The 21,595-nt window shown below is 56.2% G+C and carries 16 protein-coding genes; 12 read left to right on the forward strand and 4 right to left on the reverse strand.

Annotated features, from left to right (window positions below; genetic code table 11):
* Positions 1-307 precede the first annotated feature (307 nt).
* The 10 genes from AC4PCC_RS03690 (at position 308) to lplT (ending at position 15,017) form a co-directional block, all read left to right on the forward strand.
* Positions 308-1,603 (forward strand): MdtA/MuxA family multidrug efflux RND transporter periplasmic adaptor subunit, encoded by a 1,296-nt coding sequence (locus AC4PCC_RS03690; protein ID WP_492126435.1) that lies wholly within the window; start codon positions 308-310, stop codon positions 1,601-1,603.
* Positions 1,600-4,782, forward strand: coding sequence for an efflux RND transporter permease subunit (locus AC4PCC_RS03695; RefSeq protein WP_492126436.1), 3,183 nt, complete (start codon positions 1,600-1,602; stop codon positions 4,780-4,782). Before AC4PCC_RS03690 ends, AC4PCC_RS03695 begins: the two co-directional genes overlap by 4 nt.
* Complete coding sequence (locus AC4PCC_RS03700; RefSeq protein ID WP_492126437.1) at positions 4,779-7,877, forward strand: multidrug efflux RND transporter permease subunit; 3,099 nt, start codon at positions 4,779-4,781, stop codon at positions 7,875-7,877. The genes AC4PCC_RS03695 and AC4PCC_RS03700 overlap by 4 nt, the downstream gene beginning before the upstream one ends.
* 8 nt (positions 7,878-7,885) lie before the next feature.
* Positions 7,886-9,283: an efflux transporter outer membrane subunit gene (locus tag AC4PCC_RS03705; protein ID WP_492126438.1), complete on the forward strand. Its 1,398-nt coding sequence runs from the start codon at positions 7,886-7,888 to the stop codon at positions 9,281-9,283.
* A 212-nt stretch (positions 9,284-9,495) separates the two neighbouring features.
* Positions 9,496-9,774: a radical SAM protein gene (locus tag AC4PCC_RS03710; protein ID WP_492126439.1), complete on the forward strand. Its 279-nt coding sequence runs from the start codon at positions 9,496-9,498 to the stop codon at positions 9,772-9,774.
* Positions 9,707-10,363 carry a radical SAM protein gene (locus AC4PCC_RS03715; RefSeq protein ID WP_492127613.1) on the forward strand — a complete coding sequence of 219 codons (657 nt, stop codon included), beginning with the start codon at positions 9,707-9,709 and terminating at the stop codon, positions 10,361-10,363. Before AC4PCC_RS03710 ends, AC4PCC_RS03715 begins: the two co-directional genes overlap by 68 nt.
* Positions 10,364-10,380: 17 nt before the next feature.
* On the forward strand, positions 10,381-11,103 hold the full coding sequence (locus tag AC4PCC_RS03720; protein WP_492126440.1) for a deoxynucleoside kinase: 723 nt from the start codon (positions 10,381-10,383) through the stop codon (positions 11,101-11,103).
* Positions 11,069-11,494, forward strand: coding sequence for a nucleoside triphosphatase NudI (nudI, locus tag AC4PCC_RS03725; protein WP_492126441.1), 426 nt, complete (start codon positions 11,069-11,071; stop codon positions 11,492-11,494). Before AC4PCC_RS03720 ends, nudI begins: the two co-directional genes overlap by 35 nt.
* A 156-nt stretch (positions 11,495-11,650) precedes the next feature.
* Positions 11,651-13,810: a bifunctional acyl-ACP--phospholipid O-acyltransferase/long-chain-fatty-acid--ACP ligase gene (gene aas, locus AC4PCC_RS03730; protein ID WP_492126442.1), complete on the forward strand. Its 2,160-nt coding sequence runs from the start codon at positions 11,651-11,653 to the stop codon at positions 13,808-13,810.
* Entirely contained in the window at positions 13,803-15,017 is a 1,215-nt protein-coding gene (lplT, locus tag AC4PCC_RS03735; protein ID WP_492126443.1) for a lysophospholipid transporter LplT, read from the forward strand. Before aas ends, lplT begins: the two co-directional genes overlap by 8 nt.
* Before the next feature lie 54 nt (positions 15,018-15,071).
* On the opposite strand, the gene AC4PCC_RS03740 is transcribed toward lplT, so the two are convergent.
* From AC4PCC_RS03740 to mutH, 4 genes are all read right to left on the reverse strand, one after another.
* Positions 15,072-16,112 carry an NADP(H)-dependent aldo-keto reductase gene (locus tag AC4PCC_RS03740; RefSeq protein ID WP_067708989.1) on the reverse strand — a complete coding sequence of 347 codons (1,041 nt, stop codon included), beginning with the start codon at positions 16,110-16,112 and terminating at the stop codon, positions 15,072-15,074.
* A 185-nt stretch (positions 16,113-16,297) separates the two neighbouring features.
* A complete protein-coding gene (locus AC4PCC_RS03745) occupies positions 16,298-16,513 on the reverse strand; it encodes a YgdI/YgdR family lipoprotein (protein WP_492126444.1) in 216 nt (71 codons plus the stop codon).
* Positions 16,514-16,666: 153 nt separating this feature from the next.
* On the reverse strand, positions 16,667-17,377 hold the full coding sequence (locus tag AC4PCC_RS03750) for a TerC family protein (RefSeq protein WP_492126445.1): 711 nt from the start codon (positions 17,375-17,377) through the stop codon (positions 16,667-16,669).
* A 58-nt stretch (positions 17,378-17,435) separates the two neighbouring features.
* Positions 17,436-18,122 (reverse strand): DNA mismatch repair endonuclease MutH, encoded by a 687-nt coding sequence (mutH, locus tag AC4PCC_RS03755; protein ID WP_492126446.1) that lies wholly within the window; start codon positions 18,120-18,122, stop codon positions 17,436-17,438.
* Between the two features lie 687 nt (positions 18,123-18,809).
* On the opposite strand from mutH, the gene rppH reads away from it, so the two are divergent.
* Complete coding sequence (gene rppH / locus AC4PCC_RS03760) at positions 18,810-19,334, forward strand: RNA pyrophosphohydrolase (protein ID WP_067709000.1); 525 nt, start codon at positions 18,810-18,812, stop codon at positions 19,332-19,334.
* 12 nt (positions 19,335-19,346) lie between these two features.
* Entirely contained in the window at positions 19,347-21,593 is a 2,247-nt protein-coding gene (ptsP, locus tag AC4PCC_RS03765) for a phosphoenolpyruvate--protein phosphotransferase (protein ID WP_492126447.1), read from the forward strand.
* Positions 21,594-21,595 lie beyond the last annotated feature (2 nt).

Consider the following 21,595-nt stretch of genomic DNA (forward strand, 5'->3'; position numbering starts at 1 on the left):
ATGCATTACATTTGTCAGAAATGTTGTATAATGAAAGGTTTTGCAAAATACAGCTGAAATGATATCCACCGGACTGCTGCCAGTCAGCATGCGGCATTGTCGTTTACCCACTACGCTTAATCGCGATGCGGCAAAGGGTATAAACCGTCAATTGCCAGACTTCCTTACGAAATTCTTACCCGATGAAGATAGAATTTATTCTAATGAATAACCCATAATGGCAGTGGGCCGGCCTGGCCTGCCTGATACTGGTAGCGGCACGTAGCTTCCGTTAAATACCTCACTTTGGTTGACTCCACTGAGCCTCATGACCCAGACGACTATTAAAGCCTCATCATCCCGACGTAGAAAAATTATTTTTCTGATCCTGGTTGTTCTTATCGCGCTGCTGGCCTGGCGTTTCTGGCCCGGTGCCGGTTCGAAGGGCGGAGAGGCACAGATGCAGGGACCGGGCGGTCCTGGTGGGCCAGGTATGCGGCGCGGGTTGACCACACCCGTGCATGCAGGTGACGTAACTACTGCGGATGTGCCCGTCTATCTGACTGCGCTGGGCACGGTTACCCCCAATGCGACAGTGACCGTAACCAGTCGGGTTGACGGCCAACTGATGCACATATTCTTTACCGAAGGGCAGAAAGTGGAGGCAGGGCAGCTGCTGGCGCAGATTGACCCGCGCAGCTATCAGGCGACGATGGCCCAGTACCAGGGCGATCTGAATCAAAATCAGGCGCTGCTCAAAAGTGCAGAGCTGACGCTGGCACGTTACCGTAAGCTGTTTGCGCAGGACTCACTCTCGCGACAGGATCTGGACAGCCAGATAGCCACCGTTGGCCAGTACAGCGGTGCCATTAAGGCTGACCAGGCACAGATTGCGGCGGCAAAGCTGAATATTGATTTTGCACGCATCACTTCGCCCATCTCAGGGCGCGTGGGTCTGCGACTGGTGGATGCGGGCAATATGGTTCACAGCTCGGACACCACCGGTATTGTCACCGTTACCCAGACGCAGCCAGCCGCCGTCACCTTTAGCGTGCCGCAGAATAATATTCCGACGCTGTTAAAGGCGCTGCATAACGATAAGAGCCTTGCGGCCACCGCGTTTGATCAGGATGGCAGCACCGAGCTGGCGCAGGGAAGCGTGCGCTTTATCAGCAATCAGATTGACACCAGCACCGGCAGCATTGAAATGAAAGCGCTGTTCGCGAATCAGGACGAGGCGCTCTACCCCAACCAGTTTGTTAATCTGCGATTACAGATCGGAACGCTTAAGCAGGCGGTGGTGATCCCGGCGCAGGCGCTACAGCTGAGCAGCGACGGCAGCTTTGTCTGGCTAATCAATAAAGACAACACCGTAACGAGGAAGGCGATCAAAACCGGACCGGCGCTGGGGGACACGCAGCAGGCGATCCTTAGCGGACTGGCGGCCGGTGACCGCGTCGTCACCGAAGGCATTGACCGCCTCAGCAGCGGCAGCAAAGTTTCGATTATCACCGCCGCTGGCGATGCGCCCGCTGATAATATGAACGCTGCCGGTGGCAGCGCGGCTCAGGCAGCGCCGGGCAAAAATACCCAGGTCGCCAGCGGGAGTGAGAAGGAGAAATGAATCCTTCACGCATCTTCATAGAACGTCCGGTTGCCACTATTCTGCTGATGGTGGGCGTGCTGGTCTCTGGCCTTTTTGCCTACCGTTATCTCTCTACCTCTGCGCTGCCGCAGGTGGATTATCCCACCATTCAGGTGACGACACTCTACCCCGGTGCCAGCCCGGACGTGATGGCGTCATCGGTCACTGCGCCACTCGAACGTCAGTTAGGTGAGATGGCTGGCCTGAGCCAGATGGCCTCCAGCAGCGCCAGCGGTTCATCGGTGATTACGCTAAAATTCTCTCTCGATCTCTCGCTGGACGTCGCCGAGCAGGAAGTACAGGCGGCGATAAACGCGGCGAATAACCTGCTGCCCAGCGATCTGCCCAATCCGCCGACCTATAAAAAGGTTAACCCGGCGGATACCGCCGTCATTACCCTGGCGGCCACCTCTGACACGCTGCCGCTGATCAAAGTGCAGGATCTGGTTAATACGCGCATTGCCCTCAAGCTGTCGCAAATTTCAGGTGTGGGGATGGTTACGCTGGCGGGCGGGCATCAGCCCGCTATTCGGGTCAGGGTCGATCCCAACGCGCTGGCGGCGCACGGCCTGACGCTGGAAGACGTTAACACGCTGATCGGCAACAGCAACGTAAACGGTTCAAAAGGCGGCTTTGACGGGCAGTATCATTCGGTCACCATTGACGCTAACGATCAGCTCCGTACGGCAAAAGAGTATGGCAATCTGATCCTCACCTGGCAGAACGGCGCGGCGCTGAGGCTGCATGATATTGCACACATTGAAGAGGCACCGGAGAACACCTGGCAGTCTGCCTGGGCAAATGACCGCCCGGCCATTGTAATCAGCGTCCAGCGCCAGCCGGGAGCCAACGTTATCTCGGTGGTTGATGCCATCAAAGCGCAGCTGCCCGCGCTCCAGGCCGCCCTGCCGGACGGCGTCAAAGTCCAGGTACTTTCTGACCGCACGCAGACCATTCGCGCCTCGATCAGCGACGTGCAGTTTGAGCTGATGCTGTCGATTGCGCTGGTGGTGATGGTAACTTTCCTGTTTCTGCGCAACGTGGCGGCCACCCTTATCCCAAGCGTGGCGGTACCGCTGTCGCTGGTCGGCACCTTTGGCGTAATGTATCTGGCCGACTTCAGCCTGAATAACCTTTCGCTGATGGCGCTGACCATCGCCACCGGCTTTGTTATTGATGATGCTATCGTGGTGGTTGAGAACATTTCCCGGCGGCTGGAGCAGGGTGAAACGCCGATGGAAGCGGCGCTGAAAGGTTCGGCACAAATCGGTTTCACCATCATCTCGCTAACCTTTTCACTGATTGCTGTGCTGATCCCGCTGCTGTTTATGGGCGATGTGGTGGGGCGGCTGTTCCGGGAATTTGCCATTACCCTCGCGGTCTCAATCCTGGTATCTATGGTCGTTTCGCTTACGCTTACGCCGATGCTTTGCGCCTTTCTGCTGCGCCACATTCCGGAGGAGCGTCAGAGCCGCTTTTATCGCAAGGGCGGACAACTCTTTGACCGACTGATTGCCGGCTACGATCGTCTGTTAACCATCGTGCTTAATCACCAGCGGCTCACTCTGCTGGTCGCACTGGCCACGCTGGTGTTTACCGCGCTGCTTTACCTTGTCATCCCGAAAGGCTTTTTTCCCTCGCAGGACACCGGCCTCATTCAGGGCGTGACTATCGCCTCGCAGGATGTCTCATTTGGTGAAATGGCGAAACGTCAGCAGCAGCTGGCGGAAATTGTGCTGAAGAATCCGGCGGTAGACAGTCTGACCTCTACTATTGGCATTGACGGCACCAACACCAGCCTTAACAGCGGACGGCTACAGATCAACCTGAAGTCGTTTGATAACCGTGATGAACGCGCCGATAAGGTGATAGCCGAGCTGGCGCAGGCGACCCGCAGCGTGCCGGGTATCCAGCTGCATATGCAGGCCTCGCAGGATCTGACCGTTAACGATCAGGTCACGCCGGATCAGTATCAGTTCTCGCTGGATGATGCCGACAGTGAAAATCTGGTGAAGTGGTCACCGAAGCTGGTGGTCGCGCTACAGCAGCAGCCCGCGTTTAGCTCGGTGGTCAGCAATCTACAGGATCAGGGGCAGGTCGCGTACGTTGAACTGAATCGCGATGCCGCTGCACGCTTTGGCATTACCGCCGCCGACGTGGATACCGCGCTGTATAACGCTTTCGGTCAGCGGCTGGTTTCCACCATCTTTACCCAGTCGAATCAGTACCGTGTGGTGCTGGAAGTTGCGCCTAAGTTTCAGCAGTCCCCGGCCTCCCTTAACGATATCTGGCTGGCGACATCGAACAGCAGCACATCCTCTTCCAGCAGCAGCGCGTCGGGCAGCAGTTCGACCTCCTCCTCATCGGACAGTACGACGTCATCCGGCAGCACCGATGGTATGGTCAGGCTGACCTCCGTCGCCACCATTCATCAGCGCACCGGGTCGCTGGTGCATATGCGGATCGATCAGTTTCCGGCGGTAACGATCTCCTTCAACCTCAATAAGGGCTACTCGCTGGAGGATGCGCAGAAAGCGATCGCTAATACCACCCACAGCCTGGCGCTGCCGTCCAGCATAACGCTGCGCTATCAGGGCGAAACGGCGGCGTTTCAGAGCGCCACCAGTAACACGCTGTGGCTGATCCTTGCGGCGCTGATGACCATGTACGTGGTGCTCGGTATCCTTTATGAAAGCTTTATTCATCCGGTCACGATTCTGTCCACGCTGCCATCCGCTGCGGTGGGGGCGCTGCTGACGCTGCTGCTGGCGGGAACCGAATTCAGCCTGATTGCCCTTATCGGGGTGATTCTGCTGATCGGCATTGTGAAAAAGAATGCGATCATGATGATCGACTTTGCGCTGGATGCCGAGAAGCACCAGCACCTCAGCCCGCGCGAAGCGATCCATCAGGCCTGTCTGCTGCGTTTCCGGCCCATTCTGATGACCACCATGGCCGCGCTGCTCGGTGCGCTGCCGCTGATGCTGTCGTCGGGTTCCGGCGCTGAACTCCGTCAGCCGCTGGGGCTGGTGATCGTTGGCGGCCTGATTTTCAGCCAGGTGCTGACGCTGTTCTCCACGCCGGTTATCTATCTGTGGTTTGATCGCCTGGCCGAGCGGGGACGTCGGCGGATGCGCAAAGCGGTCGATCGCGGATGAACATCACCCGCCTGTTTATCTTCCGGCCGGTGGCGACGCTGCTGCTGACCCTGGCGTTGTTGCTACTGGGCGCGCTGGGCTATCGCCTACTGCCCGTCGCGCCGCTGCCGCAGGTGGATTTTCCCACCATTATGGTCAGTGCCAAACTGGCGGGGGCCAGCCCGGAGACGATGGCGGCCACCGTAGCCACGCCGCTGGAGCGCTCGCTGGGGCAAATCGCCGGGATCACCGAGATGACCTCCAGCAGTTCCCAGGGCTCAAGCAACATTATTTTGCAGTTCGAGCTGTCGCGTGACATTAACGGCGCGGCGCGGGATGTCCAGGCGGCGATCAACGCCTCCCGCAGTCTGCTACCCAGCAGTATGGCTTCGCTGCCGACCTATCGAAAGGCGAATCCCTCCGATGCGCCCATTGTGATGCTGGCATTAACCTCGTCTACCCGATCAAACGGGGAGCTGTACGATATTGCCGACAGCAAAATCGATCAGAAGATCGCCCAGGTGCAGGGCGTCGGTGACGTTTCCCTGATGGGCAGCGCGCTGCCCGCGGTGCGCATCGATCTTCAGCCGCAGCAGCTGACCCATTTTGGCCTGTCGCTGGATAGGGTACGCAAAGCCATTGCCAACAGCACCACCAATCTCCCTAAGGGGATCCTGCAGGGCGACCGGCAGTCGTGGGTGGTCGACAGCAATGGTCAGCTCGACAAGGCCCGGCAGTACGCCAACCTGGTCATCAGCTATCAGGACGGCAGGGCGGTGCGACTGCGTGACGTGGCGACGGTGTACGACGCCGTCGAGGATAAGTACAACGTCGGCTACTTCAACCAGTCGCCGTCGGTGATGATTGGGGTGACGCGCCAGGCCGGGGCGAATATGCTGGAAACCATTGATGCGATCAAAGCCCAGCTCCCGGCGCTACAAAAGGATCTGCCTGCCGATGTGACGCTTAAAATTGTGCTGGATCGCGGGCCAAACGTTCGCGCCTCGCTCTATGACACCGAGGAAACGCTGCTGGTGGCGGTGCTGCTGGTGATCGGCGTGGTGTTTGTCTTCCTGCGTAACGTACAGGCGGTGCTGATCCCGGCGCTGGCGCTGCCGGTGTCGCTGATTGGCACCTGCGCGGTGATGTATCTGCTGGGCTACAGCCTGGATAACCTGTCGCTGATGGCGCTGATAATCGCCACCGGCTTTGTGGTTGATGATGCTATCGTGGTACTGGAGAACATTACCCGCTATATCGAAGAGGGGCTGAGCCCGGTTCGCGCCGCAATCAAGGGGGCGCATGAAGTGAGTTTTACCGTACTGGCGATGACGCTGTCGCTGGTGGCGGTGTTTATTCCGATCCTGCTGATGGGCAGCATCGTGGGACGTCTGTTCCGTGAGTTTGCCGTCACGCTGACCGTTTCGCTGATTATCTCGATGCTGGTCTCGCTCAGCCTGACGCCGATGCTCTGCTCGCGGCTGCTGAAGAAAAAGCCAAAGGTTACCGTGCGCCCACATCCGCTGTTTCAGTGGATCGAGCGTGGGCTTAACCGGCTGCTGACCGCCTATGCCACCGCGCTGAACTGGGTGATGCGCCATCAGCGGCTCACCCTGTTTAGCCTGATCCTGACCGTTATTCTCAACCTGTTTCTCTACTCCGTGGTGCAGAAAGGCTTTTTCCCCAATCAGGATACCGGACTGCTGATGGGCATGCTGCGGGCCGATCAGAACGTCTCTTTCCAGGCGATGAAGCCAAAGCTCCAGGCCTTCGCCAAACTGATCCAGCAGGATCCGGCGGTGGACGGGGTGATGTCTTCCATGGGCAGCGGGGCGTTTGGTTCGCGCAATACTGCCAACTTCTTCGTCCACCTGAAGGATCTCGATAAGCGCACTGTTACGGCTACCGAGGTGGCGAACCGACTGAGCGGCAAAACCCGCAACATTCCCGGCGTGGAGCTGTTTCTGATGGCCGCGCAGGATATCCATATTGGCGGTCGTAGCGCCAATGCCTCTTACCAGTACAGCCTGCAGGCAGACGATCTGGACACCCTGCGTATCTGGACGCCAAAGGTTAAAGCCGCGCTGGAGGCGATCCCCCAGCTCACCAGCGTGGATTCTGACTCGCAGACCGGCGGTCAGGAAGTGATGATCGCTATCGACCGCGATCGCGCCACGCGGCTGGGGGTCAATGTCAGCATGCTGGATACGCTGTTAAACAACGCGTTCTCGCAGCGGCAGGTCGCTACCCTGTATAAGACGCTGAATCAGTACCATGTGATTATGTCGTTGCAGGATGCCTACACGCGCGATCCGGATATGCTCAACAAACTGTACGTGGTGAATGATAAGGGCCAGCAGATCCCGCTCTCCGCCTTCGCCAGCTTTAGCGGGGCCAATGCGCCGCTGTCGGTGGCACATCAGGGGCAGTCGGCCACCAGCACCCTTGCCTTTAACCTTGCCGACGGCGTCTCGCTGGAGCAGGCCCAGGTGCTGATCAAAGCGGCGATGATTAATATCGCCCTGCCGGATAACATCCAGGCCGGTTTCCAGGGGACGGCGAAAGCCTTTGCCGACCTCTCGGCATCCATGCCCTGGCTGATACTCGCGGCGCTGGCAGCGGTCTATATCGTGCTGGGGATGCTGTATGAAAGCTATATCCACCCGCTGACCATACTCTCAACGCTGCCCTCTGCGGGCGTGGGTGCCCTGCTGTTGCTGCTGTTGACCAACACGCAGCTGACGGTCATCGCGCTAATTGGCATTTTGCTGCTGATCGGCATTGTGAAAAAGAACGCCATTATGATGATCGACTTTGCGCTGGCCGCCGAGCGCAATCAGGGGATGTCGCCGCAGCAGGCGATCACTCAGGCCTGCCTGATGCGTTTCCGCCCGATTATGATGACCACCCTGGCGGCCTTTTTTGGCGCACTCCCGCTGGCGCTCGGCAGCGGCGGTGATGCCGATCTGCGCAGCCCGCTGGGGCTGGCTATTGCCGGTGGCCTGGCCCTGAGCCAGCTGTTAACCCTGTTCACCACCCCGGTGGTGTACCTTTACCTCGATCGCGCCAGCCGTGCCACTAAGCGACAGTGGGCACGACTGCGCCCTGCGGAATAAATGTATTTATGAAACTCACTCCGGTAATAGTGGCGCTGCTGCTGAGCGGCTGCGCCGTGGGGCCTGATTATCACCGGCCCGCGGTGAATGTACCCAGCCAGTATAAAGAGGCGAAGGGCTGGAAAGAGGCTACGCCGCAGGATGCGCAAAGCAAGGGTGAATGGTGGTCGGTCTACCATGACCCGATCCTCTCCGGCCTGCTGCGCCAGGTATCCATCTCGAACCAGAACGTGGCGCAGTACGAAGCGCAGTATCGCCAGGCGAAAGCGCTGGTGTCTGAATCCCGTTCCGATCTCTTTCCTTCGGTGACCGGCACCGGCAGCTCCACGCGCAGCGCCAGCGCCAGCAGTGGGCAGCGCAGCGTCAGTAACAGTCACTCTCTGGAAGCTAGCGCCCGCTGGGAGCTGGATATCTGGGGCAAGCTGAGGCGCACGCTGGAAGAGAACAAGGCCAGCGCGCAGGCCAGCGCGGCGGAGCTGGCGAATATCACCCTCAGCGCCCAGTCAGAGCTGGCGCAGGACTATTTTCAGCTGCGGATTATGGACAGCCAGATTGCGCTTTATCAGCAGAGTATTGACGCTTACCAGCGCTACCTGACGGTCATCAACAATAAATACCAGGCGGGCACTGAATCACGGGCGACGCTGGCTCAGGCGCAAACCCAGCTTGAAAGCGCCCGGGCATCGGCGCTGGACCTGAGCTGGCAACGCGCCCAAACCGAACATGCCATCGCCATGCTTATCGGCACCACCCCGGCGGCGTTCAGCCTGCCGGCGGCACCGCTTACGGCGACGCTGCCCGCTATTCCCTCCGCCATCCCCTCGGCGCTGCTGCAGCGACGTCCCGATATCGCCTATGCCGAACGCAACGTCGCCGCCGCGAACGCCGCGGTTGGCGTGGCAATCGCGGGCTACTATCCCGACCTGACCCTGAGCGCCAGCGGCGGCTTTTCCAGCAGCACCTTTCAGCATCTGCTGTCGCTGCCGAATCGCGTCTGGTCGCTGGGGCCGGAGCTGAGCGGTACGCTGCTGGACTTCGGCGCCACCTCCTCCCGGGTTGAACAGGCGAAAGCCGCCTGGGATGCGGATGTCGCCAGCTATCGCCAGGCGGTTTTACAGGGCTTCCAGGAGGTTGAAAACTATCTGGTTGAGCTGAATACGCTCCAGGACGAGGTGCAGGCGCAGCAGCGCGCCAGCGACGCGGCGAAGGAGTCTGCCCGGGTTACGCGCAATCAGTATCAGGCGGGCATGATCGATTATCTGGACGTTGCCACCACCGAAAACACCAGCCTCAGCCAGCAGCAGAGCCTGCTGTCGCTGCAAAGCACGCAGTGGGTAGCCAGCGTACAGCTGATTGCCGCGCTGGGCGGCGGCTGGCAGGGAAAGAGCAGTAATACAAACGAATAAAACCGCGTAGTCTTTATGATGAATGCTTTGCCGGACGATCTGACGAAGCATTCTGTAAATCCATAGTCATCGCACAATTCTTGCTTTATAGCCCATTTTTGAAAAAAATTTCTATCTGTGCTTGGTTTCTTCTCCTTTAAGGGTATCTTAATTAAAAGCCTTTATTTTAATGTGGTTAAACGGACTGTTAGATATCGCTAAAAAGGAGCTTTATGAATGTTAGCAATCTACTTATAGACTTTAGAATAACCTCGAAGTGTAACCTGGGTTGTGACTTATGTTTTCGAAACCCGGGAATAGATGATTCAACGCTTGCAACTACCATTAAAGTCATTAATCGTATGTATAAAATGGGTTTCCGACGTATTGGTTTTACAGGAGGAGAACCTACGTTGAGAAAAGACTTCATTGATATTATTGAATATGCAAAAAAAATTAGGGTTCATGACCTACCTGTCAACTGTTGGCCATCGTTTTATCATGGATCATAATCGTTTGAACTCGGTGCTGGATTGGGTGGGGATACCTATTGATGGTATTGATGAAAAAACAAATACCGATATACGCAGTGACAAAATGAGTAATCAACATAGGGTGGTTAAAAATATACTGACGTGGCTTTCGCTGGCTCAGAATAGTATTAATATTAAACTTACTACGGTTGTATCTCAATCTAATTTATCTGATTTGGAAAGTATTGTAAGTTGGGTTGAAAAACTTCCTTATAAAATTCAGGCATGGCGATTTTATCAGTTTTGCCCATTAGGGGTAGGGAAAGAGAAAAGAGTTAAACTTGAGATAGACAAAAATTTATTTATTAGCAAAATGGAGAAGGTGAAAAAAACATACCCAGCCATGCCGATAAGCTGGGCGACCTTCGATGAGCGTGACAAAGCGAATGTCGTTATGGAGCCAAATTTTGATGTCATCATCCCGGATGGAGAAACTTATACCTTGCTGGGTAATATGTTGTCAGACTCACCGGATAAAATTTTAAAGGCTATCTTCGAAAATGATGAAATCATGCTTAAGTATCAAAATAATCGGTTCTGGTTGGAAAGCAGAGAGTTCATATTATGAGGTACAATTATCTTTATATGGACCCATGGTCTGCAGACAAGAAAGCAGAATGCCTGAACAGAAGACCTCTTTACCTTTGCCTCTGCGGTAACTCAGGTGTAGGGAAGAGTACCCTGTTGAAGCGACTCTCCACATCTCTGTTTCTGCATGATCCACACACAATAGCCATTGATGAAAAAAGCATTCACCACTCTTTATTGCACTATCTTTTTGATGATACAAATAACTACGGTTATCTTATTCAGCTAAACTTTATGATTCAGCGAGCACTGCTGATTAAATCCTGGATAAGTAAGGGGTTTAATCTGGTCATGGAACGTTCTCATCTTGAAGATTACATTTTCATTAACTTCATGCGTAAGGAGAAATATATCAGTGAATCACAATATAGGGCTTATATGGCTTTATGGGAGGAAATAAATAGCATAATGCCTGTCCCTGATATTATCGTTTTCATTGATTATTCCTCAGAGTATTCTTTGCACCACTTACATAATGATGAAGTTAATGGGGTGAGGCCAGAAGAGTTTCCTGATAAAGCGACAAAAGTCAAATGGATAAAAGGTTGGCACGACGAGTACAAGTGTTTCCTGGATAAACTTCCCACAGGTCTTAGGGACAGGGTGATGGTTTGTAATAATCCTGCTGTTATTGAAGATTTTTCTAATATTGTGTCCCACAAACTAAACAGGCTGAGGAGCGAATATGCGTCAGAGAATCATTGTCTGCCCGATTATTGAGAATGAAGGGGAGTACCTGCTGTGCAGGATGGCCGCCGATCGGGGAGTCTTCCCGGGGCAGTGGGCCCTCTGTGGCGGGGGAATGGAGCCGGGTGAAACCATTGATGCTGCCCTCAGACGAGAGATCCGGGAAGAGCTGGGTGAAGCGCTGGAGATAACAGATGTGAGGCCCTGGACGTTTCGCGATGACACCCGCTGCAAAACCTACGCAGACGGCACCCGCGAAGAGCTCTACATGATTTACCTGATCTTCGACTGTATCAGCGCCAACCGGGATATTATCTTCAATGAGGAGTTTCAGGAGATCGCCTGGGCATCGCCTGCGAAGATAAAAGAGATGGATCTCAATGAGGCCACACGGGTTACCTTTACCCAGAAAGGGCTGATTTAGCGCAGCCTGTCGGGTTTACACTGCCTTACCAGGGGAAGGTGGCCTTTCTGTTCACAGCATTACTCGCAAAATTGCAGATTTCTCCTTAACCTGCATTGAGTTGTGCCGCTATATCCTGCATGGTTGTAGCCAACTTTTTTATGCTAAGGAGTTGGCATGTTGTTCACTTTTTTCCGCCTGCTGTTCAGACTCTGCTTCCGCACGCACTTAAGCGGCGATACGTCGGGTCTATATAAAGAAAAAGTTCTGATCGTTCCTAACCATATGTCTTTTCTGGATGGCATTCTGCTGGCTGTTTTTCTGCCGGTAAAACCCGTTTTTGCCGTCTACTCCTCGGTCAGCGAACAGTGGTATATGCGTGCGCTGCGTAAATTTATCGATTTCGTCCCGATGGACCCCACTAAGCCGATGTCGGTCAAACAGCTGGTGAAAACCATCAATCAGGGGCGGCCCGTGGTGATCTTCCCCGAAGGGCGCATCACGGTGACCGGCTCGCTGATGAAAATTTACGAAGGTGCGGGTTTTGTGGCCGCAAAAACCCAGGCGACCCTGGTCCCCCTGCGCATTGAAGGGGCCGAGTTCACCCCCTTTGGCCGCCTCGCGGGAGTCTTTAAGCGCCGTCTGTTCCCGCGCATCAGCCTGACGCTGCTACCGCCCACCCATATTCCGATGCCGGAGGCACCCAGGGCGCGGGATCGCCGCAAGCTGGCGGGCGAGCATCTCCAGCACATCATGATGGAAGCCCGCATGGCGGTCCGTCCGCGCGAGACGCTGTATGAAGCCTTCCTTGCCGCCCGTACGCGATACGGTCTGTTTAAACCCTGCATTGAAGACGTTAACTTCACGCCAGACAGCTACACCGGGCTGCTGAAAAAGTCACTCGGCGTGGGGCGCATACTGGAGCGCTACAGCGCACCGGGAGAATATATCGGCCTGCTGCTCCCCAACGCGACGGTGGCGGCGGCGGCAATTTTAGGCGCGTCAATGCGCGGCCGCATACCGGCGATGCTGAACTATACCGCCGGTGTAAACGGGCTCAGCAGCGCCCTGAAAGCATCAGGGGTGAAAACCGTATTCACTTCACGGCAGTTCCTTGATAAGGGCAAGCTGTGGCATCTGCCTGAACAGGTCACCCAGGCACGCTGGATCTTCCTGGAAGATCTGAAGGATACGGTCACCACCCAGGATAAGCTGTGGATCCTTGGACACCTGCTGATGCCACGCCTCGCCGCGGTTAAACAGCAGCCAGAGGACGCGGCGATGGTGCTGTTTACCTCCGGCTCCGAAGGCAATCCGAAAGGCGTGGTGCATTCGCATAAAAGCCTGCTGGCGAACGTCGAACAGATCCGCACCGTGGCGGATTTCACCCCGCGCGACAAGTTTATGTCGGCCCTGCCGCTGTTTCATGCTTTTGGCCTGACGGTAGGGTTATTCACGCCGCTGATGACCGGTGCGCAGGTCTTTCTTTACCCCAGTCCGCTACACTACCGTATCGTGCCGGAGCTGGTTTATGACCGGAACTGTACCGTCCTGTTCGGCACCTCAACCTTCCTTGGCAACTATGCCCGCTTCGCCAATCCCTACGATTTTGCCCGCCTGCGCTACGTGGTGGCCGGTGCTGAAAAATTGCAGGAGGCGACGCGCCAGACGTGGATGGACAAGTTTGGCATCCGCATTCTGGAGGGTTATGGCGTAACGGAGTGTGCGCCAGTGGTTGCTATCAACGTGCCGATGGCCGCCAAAAATCACACCGTTGGCCGTATTCTGCCAGGGATGGACTCGCGACTGATCGCCGTGCCGGGCATTGAGCAGGGCGGTCTGCTTCAGCTGCGCGGCCCGAACATTATGAAGGGCTATCTGCGGGTGGAGGCGCCCGGGGTACTGGAAGCACCGCAGGCCGATAATGGAGAAGGGAAGATGGAGCCAGGCTGGTATGACACCGGCGATATCGTCAGCTTTGACGATCATGGCTTTTGTCAGATCCAGGGCAGGGTTAAACGCTTTGCTAAAATCGCCGGGGAGATGGTTTCGCTGGAAATGGTTGAACAGATAGCGCTGAAAGCCTCGGCAGAAAAACAGCATGCCGCTTCGCTGCGACCGGATGGCAGCCGCGGTGAGGCACTGGTGCTGTTTACCACCGATGCGGAACTGAGCCGGGAGCAACTGCAACGTGCGGCCCGCGAACTGGGCAGTCCTGAACTGGCGGTTCCCCGCGATATCCGCTACCTGAAGCAGCTGCCTGTGCTCGGCAGCGGCAAGCCGGATTTTGTCACGCTACGCGGCATGGCTGAACAGGTGGAGAGTCGCGATGAGTGACGGCACCCGCAGCGAGGGGCTGTTTTCCCGGGGAATGCTGGCGGTAATTGCCGCGCAGTTTCTGTCGGCATTCGGCGATAACGCCCTGCTGTTTGCCACCCTGGCGGTGCTTAAGCAGCAGGTCTATCCCGACTGGAGCCAGCCGGTATTACAGATGGTATTTGTGGCGACCTACATCCTCCTCGCGCCTTTTGTCGGGCAGGTGGCAGACAGCTTTGCCAAAGGGCGGGTAATGATGTTTGCCAACGCCCTCAAGCTGCTGGGCGCACTGGTTATCTGCTTTGGCTTTAACCCCTTTATCGGCTACAGCCTGGTTGGCGTGGGCGCGGCGGCTTACTCCCCAGCCAAGTACGGCATCCTGGGCGAGCTGACCAACGGCGAGACGCTGGTAAAAGCCAATGGCCTGATGGAGTCATCGACCATTGCCGCTATTCTGCTGGGTTCCATTGCCGGAGGCGTACTGGCGGACTGGCACCTGATTGCGGCGCTGCTGGCCTGCGTGGTGGCTTATGGACTGGCCGTGGCGGCCAACGTCATGATCCCTAAACTGGCGGTGGCGCGTCCGGGCCAGCCGTGGCATCCGGGTAAAATGTCTGCCTCCTTTTTCAGCGCCTGCCGGACGCTGTGGCGCGACGGCGAAACCCGCTTCTCGCTGGTGGGCACCAGCCTGTTCTGGGGCGCGGGCGTTACGCTGCGCTTTCTGTTAGTGCTGTGGGTACCGGTGGCACTGGGCATCACCGACAATAAAACGCCTACGCTGCTGAACGCCATGGTGGCAATCGGGATTGTGTTCGGTGCGGCGGCGGCGGCAAAGCTGGTCACGCTGAAGACGGTAGGGCGCTGCATGCCGGCGGGCGTACTGATCGGCGTGGCGGTGGTGTTTTTCTCACTGCAGCATGCAGAGGTGGGAGCCTACCTGCTGCTTATCCTGATAGGTGTGCTGGGTGGGTTCTTTGTTGTGCCGCTTAACGCGCTGCTGCAAATGCGCGGCAAGGCCAGCGTGGGCGCAGGCAATGCGATTGCGGTGCAGAATCTCGGTGAAAACAGCGCCATGCTGCTTATGCTGGCGCTCTATACGCTGGCGATAAAGCTGGGTGCGCCGCCGGTTGCCACCGGCGTAGGTTTCGGTGCGCTGTTTGCTCTGTCGATGGCGGTGCTGTGGGGCTGGCATCTGGCGCAAAAAAAGGCCAGCACAACTGACCTGTAATCTTATCGGGTGACGCGTCTGCGTCACCCGTCTCGCTCTGCCACCCGGGCCGCCTTACGGCGCCGGATAGGTGTAACGACGGTGAATCGCTTCCAGCCCCTCTAATACTTCTTCATCCAGCGTCAGCGCATAGCTGTCAATATTAATCTGTAGCTGCTCCAGCGTGGTCGCGCCCAGCAGGGTACTGGCCACGAACGGCTGCTGGCGGACAAAAGCCAGCGCCATTTTAGCGGGATCCAGGCCATGTTTATTAGCCAGCGCGACATATTCTGCAATCGCCAGCTCTGCCTGCTCGCCACTGTAGCGCGTAAAACGGCTGAACAGGGTATTACGCGCGCCCGCGGGTTTCGCACCGTTGAGGTATTTTCCACTCAGCGTACCAAAGGCCAGGCTCGAGTAAGCCAGCAGCTCTACCCCTTCGTGCTGGCTGATTTCCGCCAGGCCCAGTTCAAAGCTGCGGTTTAGCAGGCTGTAGGGGTTCTGGATGCTGACAATGCGCGGCAGCTCGTGCTTTTCAGCCAGCTGCAAATAGCGCATCACGCCCCATGGCGTTTCATTCGAGACGCCGATATAGCGAATTTTGCCTGCGCGGACCTGCTCATTGAGGGCTTCGAGGGTCTCCAACAGCGTCACGGGCGCCGTATTATCACTGTATTCATAGTTCAGCTTGCCAAAGAAATTGGTCTGACGCTGGGGCCAGTGCAGCTGATAAAGATCGAGATAATCGGTGTTGAGACGTTTGAGGCTGGCATCCAGCGCTTCGCGGATATTCTTACGATCCAGCGCCTGCTGTGGTCGGATAGAGGCATCGGCGCCGCGAACCGGGCCGGCCACCTTGGAAGCCAGTACGATCCTGTCGCGGTTACCGCGCGCCTTCAGCCAGCTGCCAATATATTTTTCGGTTAATCCCTGTGTTTCAGGGCGCGGCGGCACCGGATACATCTCGGCGGTATCAATCAGGTTAATACCGGACTGCACGGCTAAATCGAGCTGCGCGTGCGCATCGGCTTCGCTATTTTGCTCACCAAACGTCATGGTGCCCAGCCCCAGAGAACTGACTTCCAGGCTGCTGTGGGGGATACGGTGATAGTGCATTTGCCGGCTTCCTTTTTCATTATTAAAAGCTGAACCTGAACATCGCGCTGCGGATGCTGACACAACGCTGCGCGTTACGATCCGGCACCTGACTATAACCGTCGGGCGCAGCAGGGGGAAGGGGGGATTAGTCGGGAAATGTTTCTCGCGCCACCGGCGAAGGAATACAGGTGGCGGTAATGAACTTATCGCTCAACGATGGAGGAAACGTCGTCACCGTTGATTTGTAATTCGTGGCCGGATCGATCGGTATATTTCACCAGTCCGGTCTCTTTATCAATCTCAGGCTTACCCTGGGTCATAATCATCTTGCCATCCCTGGTTGCCATCACGTAATCGCTGCTGCACCCGCTAACCAGTAAGGCCAGCATCAGCGCCACCGCGCCAAACATATATTTCATTCTCCGCTCCCGTAAGCCTGTGACTGGAGCAGTAGTAATAGCGCATAAAACGGTAAAAGGTAACCGTATCACTCTGAAAATGCGTAATGAGCACGGGCCGCCATTGACTTTTTGGCTAACATCTCCGTGGCAGCCCGGCCTAACCCGTTGAATTCAGGCCGTGCGTCGGTTAGCGCGCAGCAGGTTGAGGCACTCCACGACCATCGAGAAAAACATCGCGAAATAGATATAGCCTTTTGGCACATGCAGCTCAACGCTTTCGAGGATCAGGGTGAAGCCCACTAAAATAAGGAAGGCCAGCGCCAGGATTTTAATCGAGGGATACCGCTCAACAAATTCACCAATGGATTTCGCTGCAAACATCATCACGCCCACCGCAATTACCACCGCCGCCATCATTATAATCAGGTGATCCGACAACCCTACCGCCGTAATGACCGAGTCCAGGCTGAAAATAATATCCAGCAGCACGATCTGTACGATGGCACCCATAAAAGAGTTAACCTGGGTTTCATGCGTTTCGTCACTGCCTTGAATGGTGTCGTAGATCTCTTTACCGGATTTCCACAGCAAAAAGAGTCCACCCGAGAAGAGGATCAGATCGCGTGCGGAAAAAGGGTGTTCCATCAGGGTAAATAGCGGCGTCGTCAGGCGCGTAATCCAGGCGATGGAGGCGAGCAGGGCAAGGCGCATTAGCATTGCGCCCGCTAAACCGGTGCGGCGCGCGGCATTTTGTTGGTTTTTCGGAAGCTTAGCCACAACCAGGGTGAGGAAAATAATATTATCAATACCGAGGACGATCTCCAGAATCGTCAGCGTGCCCAGTGCCAGCCAGGCGTTCGGATCTGCAATCCATTCAAACATACAGGCGTCTTATCCTAAACGAAAGTTAAACGAGGAGTATACGCATCAGTACGCTAAGCTAAAGCAAAAAATGGCGGGCCAGCAGCGAAGCCGTGAAGTTTTTCTTCAGATAAAAACCACGAGGCAGAGTCGCAATCGGTTGACCATTTTCACCAATGCCTTCGGTAAGCGCCTTACTGTTGGCGGCTTTAGGGCGGATCTGCAATACCTCGCCGTGCCGGGCGGTAATCCGTTCAACCTGACCCAGTACAATCATATCCATCAGCTCTTCCCAGTCTCGCCGGAGCTGAGCTTCTTCTTCCCGATCCGGGCTCCACAGCAGCGGTGCACCAACCCGGCGCTGCGCCAGCGGTATGGCGCGCTCGCCCTCGACCGGCACCCACAGGACTCTCACCAGCTTATGACGCACATGGCTGGTCTGCCACACCACGCCGCTATTGCCGGTAAGGGGAGCGACACAGACAAACGTGGTCTCCAGCGGACGGCCCCGCGCATCAATGGGGATCGTTTTTAGCTCTACGCCAATCTCCGGAAAATCCTGCTGGGGCTTACTGCCCGCGCTGGCGCCCAGATACATTTCCAGCAGCATCCCCACCCAGCCTTTATCTTTTTTCAAATTCTGCGGAATGGGAAGGCCGGCCCTTTGCGCCAGTTCACCCAGCGTATAGCCCGCCAGACTGCTGGCGCGTTCGAGCAGCAGATCTTCATTTTCCGGCGGGGGCAGGGGGATGAAATCAGGGGACATGAATAACTCCCGGTTGTTGTTCAAAAAAACAGCACTCTTTTCTGCCGCAGTAAAAGTTTGTTCCCGGGCTGCGGAAAACAATAATAATAGCATGATAAACAGCGCTTTTTTATCTTTGCAAAAGGGGGGAACGTCAGCACGGCAGGATCTTATGCCCCGGTTGTCAGCCACAATGAACAGGATCTCACCCCCTGTTATCCACAGAAAAATGGGATAACTCATGATTTACCTTAACACTGTTTCGATTTACAGCCTTGACGGCGGCACTTTTACCATATTTCAGCCAATTTATGCCTGGGATACCAGCATAACCTGTGGATAAAAACTCCAGTGCTCGATCTTTCACCAGCTAACGATCTTTCTAAGCTGTGGGCAGTTTGATCCCCCCCTTAATCAGCGTGAAATGCAGATAAATCCTATGCACGATAAGGGGTTAATGTCATCTCAGCGAGACGGCTGTAAAGGGCTTCAGAAAGTTTTCCCCAAACGGTAAATGAGTTCTGCACAAAGCTATCCACAGAAAAGGTGAATAAGATCGGTCAAAATCGACGATTTCTGTTTATAACTTTGTTGAGCGGTGTGAGTTATCCCTTATCAGGCCCCCATTCAGGGTGTAAAGCAGTGGTTTACCGCCTCTAAGGAGTATGAAACAATCAGAACATCCGAGTTTTAGTTTGAGGTAGTCCAGTGATCGATGATGATGGCTACCGCCCGAATGTTGGTATCGTAATTTGTAACAGACAGGGACAGGTGCTGTGGGCCAGGCGTTATGGTCAGCACTCCTGGCAGTTCCCGCAGGGGGGGATCAACCCTGGCGAGACGGCGGAACAGGCCATGTACCGCGAACTCTTCGAGGAAGTTGGCCTTCATCGTAAGGATGTTCGTATTCTTGCCTCAACCCGAAACTGGTTACGATACAAATTGCCAAAACGTTTGGTGCGTTGGGACACAAAGCCGGTGTGTATCGGCCAGAAACAGAAATGGTTTCTACTGCAGCTTATGTGCAATGACGCGGACATCAACATGCAGACCAGCAGCACGCCGGAGTTCGACGGCTGGCGGTGGGTCAGCTTCTGGTATCCGGTTCGCCAGGTTGTCTCTTTTAAACGCGACGTCTACCGCCGGGTCATGAAGGAGTTTTCCGGCGTGGTCATGCCGTTACAGGAGATCCCCGTACAGCGAAATGCGCTCTATCGACGGAAGAGAGGTTAGGCCACCCGGATTATGCTCACACAGCTACGCGAAATAGTTGAAAAAGTTGCGGGCGCCCCACGGCTTACCGAGGCGCTCGATATTCTGGTCAACGAAATCTCTCTGGCGATGGATATCGAGGTCTGTTCGGTTTATCTGGCCGATCATGACCGCCGCTGCTATTACCTGATGGCTACCCGCGGGCTGAAAAAACCGCGTGGTCGTACGGTTGCGCTGGCCTTTGACGAAGGGATCGTCGGGCTGGTAGGACGGCTGGCCGAGCCGATTAACCTGGCAGATGCGCAGAGCCACCCCAGCTTTAAATATGTTCCTTCCGTAAAAGAAGAGCGCTTTCGCTCGTTTCTTGGCGTCCCCATCATCAGCCGTCGCCAGCTGCTCGGCGTGCTGGTGGTCCAGCAGCGTGAGCACCGACAGTTTGACGAGAGCGAAGAGTCGTTTCTGGTCACGCTCGCCACGCAGATGGCGGCGATTCTTTCGCAGTCGCAGCTTAACGCGCTGTTTGGGCAATACCGACAAACCCGCATAAAAGCGCTGGCCGCATCACCCGGCGTCGCCGTGGCCGAAGGGTGGGTGGACAGTACGCAGCCCTCGCTGGATAACATCTTTGCCGCCTCTACGCTGGATGCGCAACGCGAACGTGAGCGGCTGTCGCTGGCGATGGATGAGGCTTCAGCTGAATTCCGTCGCTACAGTAAACGCTTCACGGCGGGGGTGCACAAAGAGAGCGCGGCGATCTTTGATCTTTACTCGCACCTGCTGAGCGATGCCCGCCTGAAAAAGGATCTCTTTGCTGAGATCGATGCTGGATCGGTTGCTGAATGGGCGGTCAAAAAGGTCATCGAAAAATTCGCTGCCCAGTTTGCCAGCCTGCAGGATAGCTATCTGCGCGAACGCGCGGGCGATCTGCGCGTGCTGGGGCAGCGGCTGGTCTTTCACCTTGATGATACCATTCAGGGCACCAATACCTGGCCTGAGCGCTTTGTGCTGGTGGCTGATGAGCTGACCGCGACCACGCTGGCCGAGCTGCCGCACGACAGGCTGGCTGGCGTAGTGGTCAGGGATGGCGCATCCAATTCCCACGCGGCCATTATGGTCCGCGCCATGGGGATCCCAACGGTGATGGGCGCTGATATCCAGCCTGAACTGCTAAATGGCAGGCTGCTGATCGTCGATGGCTATCGCGGCGAGCTGCTGGTGGATCCGGAACCGGTACTGGTGCAGGAATACCAGCGGCTTATCAGTGAAGAGAACGAGCTGAGCAAGCTGGCAGAAGACGTGGTTGAGCGGCCGGCCCTGCTAAAAAGTGGCGAACGGGTGAAGGTGATGCTTAATGCGGGCCTGAGTGCCGAGCATGAAAAGTCGCTTGGCAGCTGGGTGGATGGCGTCGGGCTGTACCGCACTGAAATTCCCTTTATGCTGCAAAACGGCTTCCCCTCGGAGGAGGAGCAGGTGGCACAGTACCAGGGCATGCTACAGCTGTTTCTGAGTAAGCCGGTAACGCTGCGCACCCTGGATATCGGAGCCGATAAGCAGCTCCCGTATATGCCGATCAGCGAAGAGAACCCCTGCCTGGGCTGGCGGGGGATCCGCCTGACGCTGGATCAGCCGGAAATTTTCCTCGTGCAGGTCCGGGCAATGCTGCGGGCCAACGTTGCCAGCGATAACCTCAGTATTCTGCTGCCGATGATCACCAGCATTGATGAAATCGACGAGGCCAGGCGGCTGATCGACCGCGCCGCGCGTGAGGTGGAAGAGATGCTGGGATACGCTATCCCGGTACCGCGTATTGGCGTGATGATTGAGGTTCCCTCAATGATCTTTATGATCGGGCATCTGGCGCAGCGCGTTGATTTCGTCTCGGTGGGGACCAACGATCTCACGCAGTATCTGCTGGCGGTCGACCGTAACAACACGCGGGTAGCCAGCCTGTATGACAGCCTGCACCCAGCGGTATTACGGGCCTTACAGACTATCGCGGCGGAGTGCGAACGGGCGGGGCTTGAGCTCTGCCTGTGCGGTGAAATGGCGGGCGATCCGATGAGCGTCACGCTGCTGGTGGGGCTGGGCTTTCATCACCTCAGCATGAACGGCCGCAACGTGGCGCGGGTGAAATATCTGCTGAATCATATCGACCTGGAGCAGGCCCGCAGGCTGGCCGGGCAAAGCCTGGAGGCCACGACGGCGGCTGATGTCCGTCACCTTGTCTCCGCTTTTATGGAGCGAGGCGGCCTTGGCGGCCTGATCCGTGGCGGTCGTTAGGG

It is taken from the genome of Erwinia sp. L03-1 (assembly GCF_058686115.1).